At 62.7% G+C, this 18,027-nt stretch carries 15 protein-coding genes; 11 read left to right on the top strand and 4 right to left on the bottom strand.

From position 1 onward, the window contains the following. Nucleotide 1: 1 nt before the first annotated feature. Nucleotides 2-2,050 (bottom strand): DNA topoisomerase IV subunit B, encoded by a 2,049-nt coding sequence (gene parE, locus F0184_RS15280; protein ID WP_150497065.1) that lies wholly within the window; start codon nt 2,048-2,050, stop codon nt 2-4. 612 nt (nt 2,051-2,662) lie between these two features. Between parE and F0184_RS15275 the strand changes: the two genes are divergently transcribed. Beyond that, nucleotides 2,663-3,535, top strand: coding sequence for a tetratricopeptide repeat protein (locus tag F0184_RS15275; RefSeq protein WP_244299218.1), 873 nt, complete (start codon nt 2,663-2,665; stop codon nt 3,533-3,535). A 578-nt stretch (nt 3,536-4,113) separates the two neighbouring features. Here the strand turns inward: F0184_RS15275 and xth are convergent. Both xth and erpA read right to left on the bottom strand, forming a co-directional pair. Further along, the gene (xth, locus tag F0184_RS15270) at nt 4,114-4,896 is read right to left on the bottom strand and encodes an exodeoxyribonuclease III (RefSeq protein ID WP_150497064.1); all 783 of its coding nucleotides are present in this window, start codon (nt 4,894-4,896) and stop codon (nt 4,114-4,116) included. A gap of 25 nt (nt 4,897-4,921) precedes the next feature. Beyond that, complete coding sequence (gene erpA / locus F0184_RS15265; protein WP_150497063.1) at nt 4,922-5,263, bottom strand: iron-sulfur cluster insertion protein ErpA; 342 nt, start codon at nt 5,261-5,263, stop codon at nt 4,922-4,924. A gap of 143 nt (nt 5,264-5,406) precedes the next feature. Here erpA and F0184_RS15260 point away from each other — a divergent pair, with 143 nt between their 5' ends. The 3 genes from F0184_RS15260 (at nt 5,407) to F0184_RS15250 (ending at nt 11,246) form a co-directional block, all read left to right on the top strand. Beyond that, nucleotides 5,407-6,666, top strand: a complete 1,260-nt coding sequence (locus tag F0184_RS15260; RefSeq protein ID WP_172972127.1) for a deoxyguanosinetriphosphate triphosphohydrolase — start codon at nt 5,407-5,409, stop codon at nt 6,664-6,666. 95 nt (nt 6,667-6,761) lie between these two features. After that, nucleotides 6,762-8,531: an arginine--tRNA ligase gene (gene argS, locus F0184_RS15255; protein WP_150497062.1), complete on the top strand. Its 1,770-nt coding sequence runs from the start codon at nt 6,762-6,764 to the stop codon at nt 8,529-8,531. 75 nt (nt 8,532-8,606) lie between these two features. Further along, nucleotides 8,607-11,246, top strand: a complete 2,640-nt coding sequence (locus F0184_RS15250; protein ID WP_150497061.1) for an SPOR domain-containing protein — start codon at nt 8,607-8,609, stop codon at nt 11,244-11,246. A gap of 64 nt (nt 11,247-11,310) precedes the next feature. Here F0184_RS15250 and F0184_RS15245 read toward each other — a convergent pair whose 3' ends face one another. Then, a complete protein-coding gene (locus tag F0184_RS15245; RefSeq protein WP_150497060.1) occupies nt 11,311-12,339 on the bottom strand; it encodes an alpha/beta hydrolase in 1,029 nt (342 codons plus the stop codon). Nucleotides 12,340-12,450: 111 nt separating this feature from the next. Here F0184_RS15245 and nagZ point away from each other — a divergent pair, with 111 nt between their 5' ends. The 7 genes from nagZ (at nt 12,451) to tatC (ending at nt 17,997) form a co-directional block, all read left to right on the top strand. Beyond that, nucleotides 12,451-13,479, top strand: coding sequence for a beta-N-acetylhexosaminidase (nagZ, locus tag F0184_RS15240; protein ID WP_150497059.1), 1,029 nt, complete (start codon nt 12,451-12,453; stop codon nt 13,477-13,479). A 182-nt stretch (nt 13,480-13,661) separates the two neighbouring features. After that, nucleotides 13,662-14,474, top strand: a complete 813-nt coding sequence (locus F0184_RS15235; protein ID WP_150497150.1) for a segregation and condensation protein A — start codon at nt 13,662-13,664, stop codon at nt 14,472-14,474. After that, nucleotides 14,464-15,168 carry an SMC-Scp complex subunit ScpB gene (scpB, locus tag F0184_RS15230; protein ID WP_150497058.1) on the top strand — a complete coding sequence of 235 codons (705 nt, stop codon included), beginning with the start codon at nt 14,464-14,466 and terminating at the stop codon, nt 15,166-15,168. Before F0184_RS15235 ends, scpB begins: the two co-directional genes overlap by 11 nt. Before the next feature lie 5 nt (nt 15,169-15,173). Further along, nucleotides 15,174-16,325 carry an ABC transporter ATP-binding protein gene (locus F0184_RS15225; RefSeq protein ID WP_150497057.1) on the top strand — a complete coding sequence of 384 codons (1,152 nt, stop codon included), beginning with the start codon at nt 15,174-15,176 and terminating at the stop codon, nt 16,323-16,325. A 118-nt stretch (nt 16,326-16,443) separates the two neighbouring features. Next, nucleotides 16,444-16,677, top strand: coding sequence for a twin-arginine translocase TatA/TatE family subunit (locus tag F0184_RS15220; RefSeq protein WP_150497056.1), 234 nt, complete (start codon nt 16,444-16,446; stop codon nt 16,675-16,677). A gap of 49 nt (nt 16,678-16,726) precedes the next feature. After that, nucleotides 16,727-17,203 carry a Sec-independent protein translocase protein TatB gene (gene tatB, locus F0184_RS15215; RefSeq protein ID WP_150497055.1) on the top strand — a complete coding sequence of 159 codons (477 nt, stop codon included), beginning with the start codon at nt 16,727-16,729 and terminating at the stop codon, nt 17,201-17,203. Then, on the top strand, nt 17,200-17,997 hold the full coding sequence (gene tatC / locus F0184_RS15210; protein WP_150497054.1) for a twin-arginine translocase subunit TatC: 798 nt from the start codon (nt 17,200-17,202) through the stop codon (nt 17,995-17,997). Before tatB ends, tatC begins: the two co-directional genes overlap by 4 nt. Nucleotides 17,998-18,027: the final 30 nt, after the last annotated feature.

The raw sequence follows: 18,027 nt of genomic DNA, 5'->3' as shown, positions 1-18,027 counted from the left end.
TTCAAATATCGAGATCTTCAGCGAATTCGGCATTTTCCTGAATGAAACGAAAACGGGCTTCCGGTTTGTTGCCCATCAGGCGCTCCACTGCGGCCCGGGCGTCTTGTTCGTCGTTTTCCTCGATCTTGACCCGCAGGAGACTGCGTTTTGACGGGTCCATCGTGGTCTCCTTGAGCTGCGCCGGCAGCATCTCGCCAAGCCCCTTGAAGCGTCCGATGTCGATTTTGCCTTTTCCCTTGAACGCCGTGGCCAGCAAATCGTCCTTGTGGGCGTCATCGCGGGCGTAAAGCGTCTTGCCCCCTTGGGTGAGCCGGTAAAGCGGCGGGACGGCCAGAAACAAGTGGCCATGGCTGATCAGCTCGGGCATTTCCCGGTAAAAAAAGGTGATCAGAAGGGAAGCGATATGGGCACCATCCACATCGGCGTCCGTCATGATGATGATTTTTTCATATCGCAGATCGCTGTCCCGGTAGGCGGATCGGGTGCCGCACCCCAATGCCTGGACGAGATCGGCAAGTTGCTGATTTGACGCCAGTTTTTCTCGCCCGGCATTCGCCACGTTCAGGATCTTGCCGCGCAGGGGAAGAATGGCCTGATTGGACCGGTTCCGGGCCTGTTTGGCCGAGCCCCCGGCCGAGTCGCCCTCGACGATGAAAAGCTCCGTACCGCTCGATTGGCTTGTCGAGCAGTCCGCCAGTTTGCCCGGCAGGCGCAGTTTTCGAACGGCTGTCTTGCGGGCGACATCCCGCTCCTTGCGCCGCATGAGGCGCTCTTCCGCGCGGTCGATGACCCACTCCAGAAGCCTGTTGGCCTGGTTGGGAGAGGCGGTCAGCCAATGATCGAACGCGTCGCGGACCGCGTTTTCAGCAATCCGTGTTGCTTCATTTGTCGCAAGCCTGTCCTTCGTTTGCCCGACGAACTCCGGTTCGCGAATGAACACGGACAACATTCCGCCGGCCGAGGTCATGATATCGTCGCCGGTAATGATGGCGGCCTTCTTGTTGCTGGTCAGTTCGCCATAGGCTTTCAGGCCGCGCAGCAGCGCGTAACGGAACCCGGCTTCGTGCGTGCCGCCTTCGGGCGTGGGCACGGTGTTGCAGTAGGAATTGACAAATCCGTCGCCCGCGAACCAGCTGACGGCCCATTCGACGGCGCCGTGTTTGCCGGTGTTGGAGGTGCGGCCGGCAAACACGTCGTCAACGACCCGCCTTTCATTGGCCAGGCGCTCGTCGAGGAAGTCCCGCAGCCCGCCGGGGAAATGGAACACGGCCTCGGCCGGGGTCTGATCCTTCTCGCCCAGGAGCGAGGGCGCGCAGTGCCACCGGATTTCGACGCCGCCGAAAAGATAGGCCTTCGAGCGCGCCATCTTGAGCAGGCGGGCTGGCTGGAAACCGGCGGCCTTTCCAAAAATATCCGGATCGGGTTTGAACCGCACACTCGTGCCGCGACGGTTCTGTGTGTCGCCAACGAGTTCGAGCGGCCCTGTCGCTTTGCCGCGCTGAAACTGCTGGCGGTACAGTTTCCGGGCCTTGGCGACCTCAACGACAAGGTCCTCGGAGAGCGCATTGACGACAGAGATGCCCACGCCGTGCAAGCCGCCCGATGTTTCATAGACCTTTGAATCAAACTTCCCGCCGGCATGCAGCGTGGTCATGATCACTTCGAGGGCCGATTTTCCGGTGAATTTCGGATGGGGGTCGACCGGGATCCCGCGTCCATTGTCGACCACCGTCAGATAGCCATCCTCGCCGAGCGAGACATCGATCCATGTGGCATGCCCGGCGACGGCCTCGTCCATCGAGTTGTCGATCACCTCGGCGAACAAGTGGTGGAGAGCCTTTTCGTCGGTTCCGCCGATATACATGCCCGGCCGGCGGCGGACCGGCTCCAATCCCTCCAGCACCTCAATATCGGCGGCCGAATAATCATCCGCCGGCTGCGGAACAGGAGCGGCCTTTCTTGGCGGTCGCGCGTCCTGCTTGGACGCCGATTGCACTACACTTTTGGAGACGGCGGCATTGCCATCGAAAAGGTCGTCATTTCCGCTCATGAATGGTCCATCAACTGTGGGGCGGCCTGCGGTGATGCATTGTCGAATCGTTTCATTGTCGCAGGACAAACCCGGAACGGCAAAGGTCACCGGTGGCTTGTCCCAGCATTCAACAGCCGCGGCTCCGAATTGCCTGTCCGAAACAGAATGTCAACCGGTCTGTGGTGTCATGCCTGGCAGTTGTGATCAGGGGGATCCATACGGCTTGTTTCAGTTCGCATCATCCGTGTCTTCCACCATGCGAGCCGGCTGCGGTCGATGTGTGACCGGGGCGCAACAGAGCGGCCGGCATTTGCGGATCTGGTCGAATGAGGCAAATTTTGCCGTGGTTCGGCCATGTTTCCCGCGCAACGCTGCTGCCAGCAACCGAAGGCACTCAGGCGTTGGCCGGAACCCGTCAGTTCCGGTCCGGCACGAAAGCGCCCTGCAGTTTCCTCCTTGTTGCCACAAAAACAGCTGGACGGTCGCAGTCTGGCCGGATTGAAGCGTTATCAAGGGTCCGAGGCGAGGTGGATCGATTGGCTTGATCAAAACGATCCATGTGCATGAGAAAATAGAATGCCCCAAGTACGGCGTATGACAGGATTGGTCGAAAACAGGCGAGCGCGAACGGTGCCCGCAGTCAAGCGAAGGACTGCCAGGGGCGGCAGCCTCGCTTTGCGCGCTGGCGTCGCCGCGGTCTGTTTGTCAGGATGGGTTCTGGCACCGGTTCCCGCGGCAGCCTTCGATACGGGAAGCCCGGCGCCGCAAGCTATTGCTCCCAATGCTCTCAGCCCAACCGAGGCGTTGCGCAGCGGCGCGCGCAAGTACTATGCCGGTGACAAGGAAGGGGCGTTGATGGCGCTGCGGTACGCGGCCGAGAACGGTCAGCCGATGGCGGCATGGAAGCTTGGCGAAATGTACGCAAGCGGCGACGGTGTTCAAGAAGACGACGTCAAGGCATTCGAGTATTACAGCCAGATCGTGCGTGAGCATGGGGACGACAGGCCCGATGATCCGGACGCGCCGTTCGTCTCCAGCGCCTTTGTGGCCCTCGGCACATATTATATGAACGGCATCAACGGAGTTGTTCCGAAAAACATTTCCAGGGCCCGCCAGATCTTTACCCACGCGGCATCCTATTTCGGTGACGCCGACGCGCAATACCACCTGGGCCGTCTTTATCAGGGATCGAGCGATCGCCTGGCTGTGCGCTGGTATAATCTTGCCGCGATCAAGGGGCATGTGCCGGCCCAGGCCCGGCTGGGCGAGACCCTTTACGCAATGGGTTCATCCGAAGACCGGCAGGCGCGCGGTCTGATGTGGATGACCGTGGCCCGCAAACAGGCTTTTGGTGCCGATACCGACTGGATCAATGCGCTTCACGAGCAGTATTTCGCCCTGGCCAGCGAGCCCGTGCGAACCCTCGCGCGCGGGATGGCGGAGAACTGGATCGAGAACAACCGGCCGGATATCGTTGCTGCCCGGCAGCAACCCGTGCAGTAAGCAGGGTTTTCGCCCGCAGTGGCGAACGGTTCTATTGCGCAGCCAAGCCACGCCGCGCGCATCCCGTATCAGCTCCTCAAGGAAACGTGTTGCCGGTTTGGCAGGGCGGGCGCCGCGTCGGCGCTCGGGCAGGGCGCATCGGTAAACCGCCACGACGTGTTGTTGAGGACACGATCGCAGACAGCGATCCGGGGGCCGCGCGGGGTCTTGAGGCAGGTTTGCGCGCCGACCTGATAATCGTCCCCCTTGTGACGGCAGGTGCACGGGACGACCGGTTGTTGCGCCTGAGGTCTTGTCTGTACGTGACCCTGACCCAGTCCCTGAGCGGCAACCGGTGCGGTCGCCAAATGCGCGCTTGCCAGCAGGAACAGGCTTCCCCCCAGCAGGACCGCACGGCCCAAAGGGCGCAATCCGCACCGGGGGTCATATCGGGCATCACAATGTGCCGGACGCGCCTGTCTCAAACGCCGCTTTGTCCAGAATCGAAAACCAGCTCTCCTCATTCGCAAACGATAGCATGACTTCGCCAGCGAATGAATGTTTCAAATCGAGGGTTGTTTTTGACGGCAAGTTGCGAATTAGGCTGCCAAATCGACCCAAACGGGCACATGGTCCGACGGTTTTTCCCATCCGCGAACATGCTTGTCGATCCCGCATCCGTTCAGCCGGTCACTGGCTTGAGGCGACAGCAGGATATGGTCGATCCGTATCCCGTTGTTCTTCTGCCAAGCTCCGGCCTGATAGTCCCAAAAGGTGAATGTTTCCGGCGCGTCGGTCGTGGCACGCACAGCCTCGGTGAAGCCCAGATGCGTGAGGGCGCGGAACCTCGCGCGGCTTTCGGGCTGGAACAGGGCATCCCCTGACCATGCCGCCGGGTTCCTGGCATCGATGGGGTCGGGAATGACGTTGTAGTCGCCGAGCAGCAGGAATGGGGTTTCGTCCAGAAGTCGCAGCTTCGCATGGGCGATCAGCCGGTCCATCCATTGCAGCTTGTAGGGAAATTTCTCGGAGCCGAGCGGATTACCGTTGGGAAGATAAAGGCATCCGACCCGGAGCGCGCCGTTTTCCGCAGACACACTGGCCTCGATATAGCGGGCCTGCTGGTCCGCTTCGTCGCCCGGCAATCCGCGCTGGATGTCCTCAAGCGGCAGCTTTGACAAGAGGGCCACGCCGTTGAACCCTTTTTGCCCATGCGTGGCGACATTGTAGCCCAGTTCCTCGAAGGCGGAGGAGGGGAAGTTCTCGTCGACGGACTTGATCTCCTGAAAGCAGGCGATGTCCGGACTTGTCTCCCGCAGCCAGGCCAGCACGGTGTCGATGCGGGCCTTGACCCCGTTGATGTTCCAGGTCGCGATTTTCATGAACGGGGCCCGCCGAATAGAAGGATCAGATCGTGAAGCTGACGCCGCAGCCGCAGCCGGCACTCGCATTCGGGTTCTTGATCTGGAACGACTGGCCGATGATATCGTCGACGAAGTCGATTTCCGAGCCGCCCATGTATTCTAGGGAAACACTGTCCACAAGGACGGTCACGCCGTCTTTCTCGATCGCGATATCGTCGTCTTCCCGGCTCCGCACGAGGTCGTATTTGTACTGCAGTCCTGAACAGCCTCCGCCCTCCACACTGACGCGAAGCATGCTGCCGGCCGGTTCGTCTTTCAGAATTTTTGCGATCCGCTTGGCAGCGCGATCACTGACTGTTACGGGATGTTCAAGCGTTTCGGTCATAGGTATGTCCTGACGGTCGGTATCTTCCGGAGCCCGGTTCCGGGCGTGCCGGAAAAGTTGACTTCCATCCATAGGTATGACGCGCGGCCTACCGCGTCAATGTGCCGTGCCGGACCAAAGGGGTAGGGGAGAAAGTTCGCGCCATGCCGAGTGTGACAGACCAAGGGCTTGAGTCCGGCCAATCCATCCGTGCCAACATCGGGTACGGCGCGCAGGCCCGGTCGGTCTTTGCCGAGCATCCCGAGGCCAGCCGGGGGCGGCTGGTGCCCGAACCCGAGAGTCCGACGCGGACACCCTTCCAGCGGGATCGCGACAGGATCATTCATTCCTCCGCATTCCGGCGGCTGAAACACAAGACCCAAGTCTTCGTCTATCATGAAGGCGACCACTTCCGCACCCGGCTTACCCATACCATCGAAGTTGCGCAAATCGCTCGGTCCCTTGCCCGGGCCCTGCGTCTCGATGAGGATCTGGCCGAATGCCTCGCCCTTGCGCATGATCTTGGCCACACACCCTTTGGCCATGAGGGGGAGGATGTGATGCATGAGTGCATGGCGCCATTCGGCGGGTTTGATCACAATGCCCAGTCGCTGCGCGTCGTGACGCATCTTGAACAACGCTATGCCGAATTCGACGGGCTGAACCTGAGTTGGGAAACGCTGGAGGGTCTGGTCAAGCACAACGGGCCGCTGTTGGGGCCGGACGGTGCGCCGCTTGGCAAGTTTGCCGGCGCCAGTTTGCCGTTCGCCATCCGCCACTATGCCGAGCGGCAGGACCTGCGCTTGGACACCTGGCCGAGCGCAGAAGCACAAGCGGCCGCTATCGCGGATGATATTGCCTATGATGCCCACGATCTTGATGACGGGATGCGGGCCGGTCTGATCGATATTGACGATTTGCGCGAGGTTCCGTTTCTCGCCGGCATTCTGGGCGAGGTCGAACAGCGGTATCCAGGGTTGGAGAAAAGCCGGAAGATTCATGAAATCGTCCGCCGGTCGATCACCCGGATGGTGGAGGATGTCATTGCCGAAGCCCTGCGGCGCCTTGGGGAGGTGGAGCCGGCCTCTGTGGAGGACATCCGCCTGGCCGGCCGCTGTATGGTCGGGTTCTCCGACCCGATGGCGGCCGCCGAGAAAGACGTGAAACGGTTCCTGTTTGCGCGGGTCTACCGGCACGAGGACGTTCTGGCTGTCCGGCGGCTCGTGGCCGATGTCGTGCGGAACCTCTTTGCCCGGTTCATGAGCGACCCCGAACTGATGCCCCGCCCCTGGTCCCTGGGGCTCGGCGGACTGGACGATCAGCAGCTCGCACGCAGGGTCTGCGACTATATTGCCGGCATGACGGACCGGTACGCCATCGACGAGCACCGCAGATTGTTTGACGCTGCGCCGGAATTGGGCTAGGCCGCTGCCAATCTAGCCGGTCTGCCCCGGTCGGGCTTTTCTGCCGTCCGGTCTGCGGACCCGTTGTGCTTCAACGTCACACCAGTTGGTCGGTCATGAATATTTTCTCCGAGTTTTCGGAACGCGTGAAGGTAGCGCTCAATGAGCTCGGTCTCGAGACGACAGACGCGCAGCCGCTGAACCTTTCCAAAGTCACCGTCGAATCGCCGCGTGATCCGGCCCATGGCGATCTGGCGACGAATGCGGCCATGGTCCTCTCCAAGCAGGTGGGTGCCAAGCCGCGTGATCTGGCCGAGCGGCTAGCACAGGTCCTGCGCGCGGACCCCGACATCACCGAGGTGGAGGTCGCTGGCCCCGGTTTCATCAACTTGCGGCTGGCGCCGGTGGTTTATCACCGGGTCCTGGCTTCCGTGCTGGCGCTGGGCCCCGACTTCGGGCGTTCGACCATGGGGGCGGGCCGGAAGACCAACGTGGAATATGTTTCGGCAAATCCGACCGGCCCCATGCATGTGGGGCATACGCGCGGAGCGGTCGTCGGCGATGCCCTCGCCAATGTTCTCGCCCACGCCGGCTATGACGTGACCCGCGAGTACTACATCAACGATGCCGGCTCTCAGATCGACACGCTGGCCCGGAGCGTTTTTCTGCGATACCGCGAGGCCCTCGGGGAGGATATCGGCGAAATTCCGGCGGGACTCTATCCCGGAGACTATCTCCAGCCCGTCGGCGCGAAGCTGAAAGACCTGCATGGCGACGCGCTTACCGGCATGGACGAGGCGGCGTGGATGCCGATCGTCAAGGATATCGCGCTCGACATGATGATGGACATGATCCGGGCCGACCTTGCCCGGCTGAATGTGCATCACGATGTCTTCTTCTCCGAACGGTCGTTGCATGCCAGCGCAGGAAACGCGCCATCGAAGATCGACGAGATGCTGGAGACCCTCCGTGTGCGGGATCTGGTGTATGAAGGCACGCTGCCGCCGCCCAAGGGACAGGTGCCCGATGATTGGGAAGACCGGGAGCAGACGCTTTTCCGGGCCAGTGATTTCGGCGACGACACCGACCGTGCCCTGAAGAAATCGGATGGTTCCTATACCTATTTCGCCGCTGACGTGGCGTATTTCCAGGACAAGTTCCAGCGCGGTTTCGATGAGACAATCTTTGTTCTGGGCGCCGATCACAGCGGCTATGCCAAGCGTTTGCAGGCTGTCGGCGAGGCCATTTCCGGAGGAAAGACCGAGGTTGTCGTCCGGTTCTGCCAGCTGGTGAAGCTGTTCCGCGGCGGCGAACCGGTCAAGATGTCCAAGCGTTCGGGGGATTTTGTCACCCTGCGGGATGTCGTGGAAGAGGTGGGCCGCGATCCGGTGCGTTTCATGATGCTCTATCGAAAGAGCGATGCGCCGCTCGACTTCGACTTCCAGAAGGTCACCGAACAGTCCAAGGACAATCCGGTCTTCTACGTGCAATATGGCCATGCACGATGCCATTCCGTGCTGCGTCAGGCTGCGGCGGAATTGCCGGATCTGATTCAGGACCCCGCCGCCCTGTCCGCTGCCGATATGTCCGTTCTGGTTGATTCGGGTGAGCTGGAGCTGATTGCGAAACTGGCGGTTTGGCCGAAGATGGTGGAAGCCGCGGCCGAGACGCATGAGCCGCACCGTATCGCATTTTACCTTCACGATCTTGCCAGTTCCTTGCACGGCCACTGGAACAGGGGCAAGGAATTGCCGCAATTACGTTTTATTAATACGAATAACACCACATTAACCCTAGCGCGTCTTGCCTTGGTCCGTGCAGTCTCTCTAGTACTTGCGTCAGGTCTTGCGCTTCTGGGGGTCGATGCGCCCGAAGAGATGCGCTGAAGTCGCTGTAGAGGCCCGTAGGCCCTCCACCATAGCGTGGGGCCGGGCCGAGTAAGGTCGGATTGCAAAACGTTCATGTCAAAAGACCCTGACGATCTCGCACAGCCATACACGCGCGGACCAGACTCGGGACGTTCGTCCGAGGACCTGCCGATTGAGGATCCGCTGCTTGAGCTGGCGCGGATCGTCCATCAGAATACCCAAACCGGGGGTTCCGTGGCCAGCGGGCGTGTTGGCAGCACGGACTACTTCGCCGGTCTCAGTGATTTCGACACTGAAACCAATCCAGCGCCATCAGCCCAGCATCCAGAGCCGCTGCCGGTTGAGCAAGCCGAACCTGAGGCGGGAACGCTTGCTGCGACTGCCGATCCCGTAACCCATCCGCAGATAGATCCTTATGACGATCGGGCGCAGGCTTACCCGGACCCGCATGCTGGAGCAGGCTGGTCGGAACAGGGCGGCTATCCGGCGGTGCCGCCGATGGCGGCGGTCGAACCCGCCTACAGGGAGCCCGCCGCGCCGCGCGCGCCGGAAGGGCAGCGTGACGGGTTCGAGGGCTCCTATGGCGCGCATCGGCCGGGGACCGACCCGGTGTCCGGTTCGCTGCCCGTGCAACCCACCCTGGATGCTCCCAGCCCGAGCTTCGATCGCTCCGTATCGTTGGATCTGGAAGCGAATCTGACGGCTGAACTGGAAGACGAACTGGCAGGTGCACTGCGCCAGTCCTTCACGCCACACGGCCGGATCGGCGACCCGGCGCACGGGAGTCCAGTCCAGCCGGTTGCGCCGTCCGACCCGTTTTACACGTCTCAGCCCGCTGAAACCGCTCCCGCGCAAACAGCCGTTTCGCCGGAAGAGCGGACCGATCCCCTCGAAGTTCTGGCCCGCATGGCCGGTCCACGACACGGCGAACCGGCAGGTGCGCCCGCGCCCCGCGTGGAACCTGGTCCAGGTGCTTACGACGCCGGGCCAGCGGAACCGGAGGCTGCATTCGATCAGGCGCCTCGCGGTGGTGGCGAGGCAACCGGGACCCCTCTGCGGACGCCGGACGGGTGGCGGGGAACCCAGGGCATGGATGAGGCGTCGTCAGATTTGCCGGCGGATACTCCCTCGGATGACCTGTCCTCGGGTTTCGACAGTCTGTTTGCAGACCTGGAGCGCGATTTGGGTGCGCAAGTCCGCAATGCCCCGCAATTCCAGGCGGAGCCGCGGCTTGGGGCGCAAGAGGAAACCGCTGTGGCATCCGAAAGGTCAGATCAGGGCGGCTTCTCCCGGCCATCCGCACCGGCGGTGTCCAGCATCGCGGCGCCCGCCGCCGCGGTGGAGGCCCCGACGATCTCCGTTGGACTGAACCAGCCGGCTTATGGCGCGCCGATGCAATCCGGTGCGCCTGCGGGAAGAGTTGCGGGGAACCCCATCGGGAGCCAGCCTCCCATGGACAACGGGACGGCGGACGATATCGACAACATGACCTGGCCTGCAGCGGCCGCGTCCTTGCCCCGGTCCGATGAGGATGAAATGCCGCCGCCTCCGGGCGGTTACGACCTTGAAGAGGTCGCCCGGGCGATGCAGGAGAGCGACCCCAGTCTGAGCGGAAGCGGTGTCTTGCCGCAACATTCGAGGGAAGAGCGAGCGGCGGCGGAGCCGATCGAAGCAAAATCGCGCAAAGGTCTCTACGCTGCGGCCGCCATCATCGGTGTGGCTGTCCTGGGTGCCGGGGCTTTCGCGCTTTACGATGGCGATGCGGTCTCTGTTCCCTCCGGTGCACCGCCAATCATTGCGGGCATACAGGAACCGCTGAAGGTTTTCCCCGAAAGCACGGAGCCTGCAGCCGATCCGTCCACTGCGAAGCTGATCTATGACCGGGTCGGGGGCGCTGATGGCGGTGACGGCGGGCAACTCGTGGTGCCGGAAACCCCGGACGTGGCGAACCTGCCTCCTGCGCCCGCTGTGGTGGACGGGCCAGGTGCCCAGGCTCCGGGCGTGCCCCGTCGGGTCCGAACTCTGGTCGTCCGGCCGGACGGCACGATCATCTCCGATGGCGACAGCGACAGCCCGGCAGGAACACGCACCGTGAGCACGGTTCCCGTGACCGCCGCGCCAAGCGAACCGGTTCCAACGCCCTCGGAAACTGCTTCCGCCGAGATCACGACGCAAACGCCAGCCGTTCCGGCGGTTTCGGCGCCCGTGCCGGCAACGCCGGACATCGGACAGCCCGCTGCGACGGCTCCGGTGGACACAGCGCAACCGCAAGTCAGCTTGCCCGATGTCGCCGCCGTTCAGCCCCGGCGCAAGCCGGAACCGCCCGTCCAGATCGCCCGGGCGCCAGCCGTGACCGCGCCTGCCGCACCGGCGGTCACAGCGCCGCCCGCAGCGAATGGTCCGCTCAATCTCACCAATCCTGCTGCGGCTCCGGCTCAAAGTGCAGCCGCCGCGCCGGCACCGTCCCTTGGCGGGACCATTCCTTCCGGCACCTATATCGTCCAGGTCACCTCGCAACGGTCGGAACAGGCGGCCCAGAGCGCCTATAACAGCCTGCAGCAGCGCTTCCCCTCCGTTCTTGGCAGCCGGTCCGCAGTCATCGTGCGTGCCGACCTGGCGGATCGCGGGACGTTCTACCGCGCCCGCATCCCGACGGGGTCGCGGGCGGAGGCGATTAGCTTGTGCGAAAACCTGAAGGCCGCCGGCGGCGACTGTTTCGTCCGGCAGAACTAGCGGTGTCCGCACCCCTGGTCGCGGGGCTCCCGCGCGGCCGGGGTGGCAGGTACCTGGCGGGTCCTCAGCGCGCGGCGCTGACGAGAGCCTTGGCGAGGAAAGGCAAGCTTCGATCCATGCGGTAGTCGATGGATGAGTGCGTGTCGTTGAATTCCTCATAAACGTGGTTCACGCCAGCCGATGTGAGTTTCCGCGTGAGCCGCCGGGCTCCATACACCAGATTGTACTGGTCGGCATTGCCGCAATCGATCCACAGGGCTTTGAGAGATTTCAGCGCCTCGATGTGTTCGGGCTGGTCCGCCATGACAACCGGATCCCAGGACAGCCAGGCTGCCCAGCGATCAGGGTCCAACTCGCAGGTTTCCCAATCGACCGGGAGACGGATGCCGCAAAACACCGAGGGATCCGGGTCAGGGTCATAGGTGGCGGCCATCGCCAGGGTCATCAGGTCATGCAGGGCGGAGCCCGGGTACTTCGGACCGGTTTCGAAATCTGTGACGAAGGCCTCGATCGATCCCTTTTTCGCCAGCGCGCGCAAGACCCCCGGCATTTCCGGCAGGTAGCAGAGTTCGAACGCCATGTCTCCGGAATGGCAGGCGGCCGCCGACCAGACGTCGGCATGCTGCATGCCATGGACGATGGAACCGTAACCGCCTGACGATTTGCCGAAGACGCCGCGCTTGCCTGGGCCGCCGCAGCCGAATGCCTTTTCGACCGCGGTCAGCATGTCGGTCGTGAGCCAGGTCGCCCAAGGGCCCATGGCCAAGCTGTCGATGTACTGATTGCCCCCAAGCCGCGTGAAACAGTCGGGAAAGGCAACCGCCACAGGCGGCATTTCTCCGTCATGGATCAGGCGGTCGAGCCGTTCGGGAACGTTCTCACCGAAGTTCTTCCAGTTGGTGTGGGCCGGGCCGCCCGAGGTATAACCGACGAGATCGACGAGGAGGGGCAGGCCTTCGCCGGTCTGGCCGTGCGGGATATAAACGACCACCTCCCGGATCGCGGGATCTCCAAGCCTGTTTTGGGCCAGCAGCGGCGATGTGACCTGCAGGCGGTGAAGGGTTCCGGCGGGAAGATCGTGGCGGGCGCGCATGCGGGTCTCCAGGTGAACAAACATGCATCTACTTGGCAGAGCGGAAGGGGGATCCGCAAGCCGGGTTTTGTTTTCTTGACGGCGCGGGCCGTCGCAGGATAAGCGGACCTCATGACAAAGGCCTTCATATCCGGCTGCGCCGGGCTGCAGCTCAGCGATGAGGAGCGTGCGTTTTTCACCCGCGAACAGCCGTGGGGCCTCATTCTTTTCGCCCGCAACGTTTCAACGCCCGGCCAGGTGCAGGATCTTGTGCGGGCTTATCGCGATGCGGTGGGCCGGCCGGATGCCCCCGTCCTGATCGATCAGGAAGGGGGGCGGGTTCAACGCCTCCGCCCACCCCATTGGCCAGTCTTTCCGCCGCAGCAGGCATATGCGCGGCTCTATGAACAGGATGCGGCCGCCGGCCGGTACGCCGCCCGCCTCGGGGCGCACCTGATTGCTCAGGTCTTGCTTGATCTTGGTATCACGATTGATTGCCTGCCGTGTCTGGACCTGCTTCTTGCCGATACCGTTGACGCGATCGGGGACCGTGCCTTTTCGGCCGACCCGGAGATCGTCGCCGATCTCGGGCTGTGCGTGGCGGATGGCCTGATGGCCGGCGGCGTTTTGCCGGTGATCAAGCATCTTCCCGGACACGGACGGGCGCGGGTCGACAGCCATCTGGAACTGCCGGTGATCGAGGCGCCTTTGGAGACATTGCGCGCGGCCGACTTTGCGCCGTTCAGAGCCCTCCGCCACCTGCCGCTGGCGATGACGGCGCATCTTCTTTACCCGGAAATCGATCCGGACAATCCCGCCACCCAGAGCGTCAAGGTCATTACGGAGGTGATTCGCGGAGACATCGGTTTCGAGGGCTGTTTGATGTCCGACGATATCTCCATGAAGGCCCTAGGTGGGGATATGTCCGCGCGTGCCGCGAAAACCTTTGAAGCTGGCTGCGACCTGGTGCTTCACTGCAACGGGGACATGGCAGAAATGCAGGCGGTCGCGGCGGTTGCGCCGGAAATGTTTGGTGTTCGGGCGGAGCGTTGCCAAAAAGTGCTTGAGTGTCGGACCGGGGCTGCGACCCGGCTCGATCCGGAGCAGGCACTTGCCGAGCTGGACGCCCGATTGCGTCCCGTATGGCAACGGCCGGGCTAGATCCGCGCGCAGGCGCTGAGACGGACGTCGACCGGAGAGCGGACGCTGCCGAGCCGGCCGGGTCCCATCCATGCGTTATCTTTACGCCTGGGCCTTGAGAAACGATTATGGCGTGTTGGGCTTGAGAAAGGCTGGAAGCTCCGGTGCGGGCCTTGATTGGGACAGCTGAGGGCGCGGCAGATATGGCGCAAGAAGAGTTGAAAGACTTTTGGGCGGACGGCGATCCGGCGCAGGACCGGGCCATCTCCGACCCGCAACTCGTTGTCGATGTGGACGGCTTCGAGGGCCCGCTTGATCTTCTTCTGGCGCTGGCGCGCAATCAAAAGGTCGATCTGGCCCGGATCTCGATCCTCGCTCTGGTGGAGCAATATCTGAATTTTGTGATCGAAGCGCGCCGGCTGCGGCTGGAACTGGCCGCGGATTATCTCGTCATGGCCGCCTGGCTGGCCTATCTCAAATCGCGCCTCCTGATCCCCGAACAGAAGCAGGAAGACGAACCGACCGGTGAGGAGCTTGCGGCGGCGCTCGCCTTCCGCCTGCGGCGCCTCGAAGCCATGCGTGAGGCATCCGGCAAGCTGTTGGCCCAAAACCGGTTGGGCCGCGACGTGTTTGCCCGGGGCGCCCCTGAAACCGAAAGCATCGTGCACAAGAGCGTTTTCGACGCGACCATCTATGAGCTTCTGTCCGCATACGCCACGCAACGCCAGCGTCAATCGGTGACGTCTGTCCAGGTCTTGCGCCGCACGGTCTGGTCCTTGCAGGAGGCGCGCGACCTGCTGACCCGGCTGATCGGGCAGGTTGCGGAGTGGGCGCCGATCACCAGCTATCTCCAAGAGTATCTTTACAACGACAAGGACTGGGCCACGGTGGTGGCCAGTTCTTTCTCCGCCAGCCTCGAAATGGTGCGTGAAGGCCGGCTCGAAATCCGACAGAGCGGAGCCTTCGAGACGGTCTATGTGCGCGCCGCCACCAGGGATGACTCCGATGAAGCCTGAGGGACAGCTTCTTGATCTCGCGGTTCCGCGCGACCGCCGGACAGGGCCGGACGGCAAGTCCGACCGGGAGGGCATGCGGATGGTTGAAGCGCTGCTGTTCGCCTCGGCCGATCCCCTGTCCAGGGAGGAACTCGCCGACCGGTTGCCGCGGGGCGCCGATGTCGACGGTATCCTGGAGGCGTTGCGGCGGACATACGCGGCGCGCGGGGTCAATCTGGTGCAGGTGGCCGGAAAATGGTGTTTTCGAACCGCCGAAGATCTCTCCTTCTTGATGCGCCGCAGCACCGAGGAGCAGAAGAAGCTGTCGCGGGCTGCCCTGGAGACCCTTGCCATCATTGCCTATCATCAACCGGTGACGCGGGCGGAGATCGAGGAGATCCGCGGTGTTTCCACGTCCAAGGGCACGCTTGACGTGCTGTTGGAGACTGGGTGGGTGCGGATGCGCGGCCGCCGCCGGACGCCCGGCCGTCCCGTAACCTATGGGACCACCGAGGGGTTTCTGGTCCATTTCGGACTTGAGAGCGTGAAGGACCTGCCGGGTTTGGAGGAATTGAAAGGGGCAGGGCTGCTTGACAGCGCCGTCCCGGCCTCCTTCATAGTGCCGATGCCCAATGACGTAGAAGACTTGACAGCTGATGAGGATCCGCTGGAAGAGGATGGTCTTTTCGATGACAGTCAGGACCTGGACCGCTGACCCATATGCCAAGACACATTGACGGGAACGACACTCGGGATCCGGGTGCCGCGGAAGGCCCGCGCTGGGGGGAACGGGGAACGGCCGGTGCCACGATCGCGGCGGGCCTGACCTATGAGGCCGTTACCCATCATTATGGAGATGTGCCTTCCGTGCGTGATCTTTCCCTGGAAATCGCGCCGGGCGAAGTGCTGTGTCTGCTCGGTCATTCCGGCTGCGGCAAAACGACTCTGATGCGGGTCGCGGCCGGCATCGAGCGGCAGACGAGCGGGCGCGTGCTGATCAATGGCCGGGAGGTGGCGGGCCCGAACGTGTTCTTGCCGCCTGAACGGCGCGGCGTCGGACTGATGTTTCAGGACTATGCGCTGTTTCCCCATATGACGATCGGCGAGAATGTCATGTTCGGCCTCACCAATATGCCGAAACAGGACCGGGAAAAGATCGCCAGGGCTGCGTTGAGCCGGGTCGGTTTGGCGGACTATGCGTCGGATTATCCGCATGCGTTGTCGGGCGGAGAACAGCAGCGTGTCGCGCTTGCCCGCGCCATGGCGCCCCGCCCGGGGATCCTCCTGATGGACGAACCGTTTTCCGGGCTGGACCGGCGGCTGCGGGACCGCGTCCGCGAGGAGACCTTGACGATCCTGCGGGAAACGCGCGCGACCTGCATCATCGTCACCCACGATCCGGAAGAGGCGATGCGCCTTGGCGACAAGATCGCCCTGATGCGGGGGGGGCGGCTGGTGCAGCACGGCACGGCGGGCGAACTGTACAACACCCCGGTAGATGCCTTTGTCGCGCGCTTCTTTTCCGAGGTGAATCTGATCGAGGGCGTGGCTGCCGATGCAACAAGGGTGGACACGGCGCTTGGTCCGGTTGTGGGCGCAGGTTTCGCACCGGGCCTCAAGGTCGATGTGTGTATCCGCCCGCAAGGGATCCTTCTGGATACTCCGGAGAACGGTCCGGTTCAGGCCCGGATCATGGCAAAACGATTCGTCGGGGAAGTCGATTTGGTCACGCTTATCGTGGATGGGCTTGACGAACCGCTTCATGCCCGGCTGCGCGCCGGCAGCCCCTGGCGGGTGGGAAATGATGTGTCGGTGTCTACCGATCCCAAGGATGTTCTTGTATTTCCAGCCGGCACGGCACATCTGAAGTAGATCGGCGCCGGGTGCGGCTACGCCCATCGTTGCAGAATGACCCGTGTTGCGGGGGCTATGGCTTTTTTGTACAAGGGGCCTCCGGGCCGCGAGAGCCTAGGGAATGGGAGTTTGGCGTATGGGCATTAGTGTGTGGCAGATTCTGATCATTGCGGTGATCGTCGTTCTGCTTTTTGGACGCGGTAAGATCTCCGAGCTGATGGGGGATGTGGCCAAGGGGATCAAGAGCTTCAAGAAGGGCATGGCGGAGGACGACGACAAGCCCGCCAGCGAGCCCGCCAAGACGATTGATCATCAGCCGTCGGAAACCGTCTCCGCCGAGAAGGCAGAAGACAAGACCAAGGCCAGCTAAACGCGCCGTCTCCTTGCCGCGCACCGGTTCTTGAAACGGCGGATCTGACATGTTCGACATCGGTTGGACGGAACTTCTGATGATCGCCTGCGTTGCGATCATCGTGGTGGGCCCTAAGGACTTGCCGCGCATGCTGCGCTCGCTCGGCCAGACAATCGGCAAGATGCGCCGGTTGTCGCGCGAGTTTCAGTCCACTTTCAATGACGCCCTGCGCGAAGCCGAGCGCGAGGCAGACATTCTCGACATGAAAAAACAGGTCGAGGAAATTGGAAACACCAATCCGCTCGGCGATCTGAAAAAGTCCATCGAGGACGACTTCAAGGCCAAGCCGCGAACGAGCGGGACGCCGGACCCCGCGCAACCGGCCAGCAAGCCGGCGGCGCCAACCGGTGCGGCATCCGTATCGGAAACGCCTGAGGTATCCAAACCTGAGGCGACCAAACCCGCGGCCGCCTCTTCGGCCCCAGCTCCGGGTTCCGCGCCAGATCCGGCCGCGGCACCGGTTGCGGAAGATAACAAAGCATGACCCAGGAAGACATCGACGCCTCCAAGGCGCCTCTCATCGAACATCTGATCGAGTTGCGTCAGCGGCTGATCTGGTCCATCGGGGCCATCCTGGTGATGTTCGTGGTCTGCTTTTTCTTCGCCACGGACATCTTCAACATTCTCGTCGTGCCTTACGAGCGGGCGGCGGGGGAAACCCGGCCCATCGAACTGATCTACACGGCTCCCCAGGAGTACTTCTTCACCCAATTGAAACTGGCGCTTTTTGGCGCATTGTTCCTCGCCTTTCCCGTCGTCGCCACCCAGATCTACATGTTCGTGGCGCCGGGCCTCTACAAGGAAGAGCGGGGGGCGTTCCTGCCGTTTCTGGCCGCTACTCCGATCCTGTTCCTGATCGGTGCGTGCCTGGTTTATTTTCTGGTCATGCCGATGGCGATGACCTTCTTCCTGTCGATGGAGCAGGACGGCTCCGCCGGTCAGGCCGCCATTTCCCTTCTGCCGCGCGTCAGCGAGTATCTCGGCCTGATCATGATCTTGATCTTCGCCTTCGGTCTTGTGTTTCAGCTTCCCGTCGTCCTGACGCTGCTGGGCCGGGCGGGTATGGTGTCGGCCGACACCCTGAGGAAGAAGCGGAAATATGCGATTGTCGGCGCATTCGCCGCGGCGGCCGTTTTGACGCCGCCCGACCCGATCTCGCAGATCGGTCTTGCACTGCCCACGCTCCTTCTCTACGAAGTCTCCATCCTTTCAGTCAGACTCATCGAGCGGAAGCGGGCGGAAAAGGAAGCGGAAAAAGAGGCTGGGGACGAAGCCTGATCCCTTCTGCACCTGGTCCTGGCTCGGCGG

This window comes from Roseibium aquae, from assembly GCF_008711285.1.
In the GTDB taxonomy this organism is placed as follows: domain Bacteria; phylum Pseudomonadota; class Alphaproteobacteria; order Rhizobiales; family Stappiaceae; genus Roseibium; species Roseibium aquae.
This window is presented reverse-complemented; position numbering and strand designations above follow the sequence as displayed.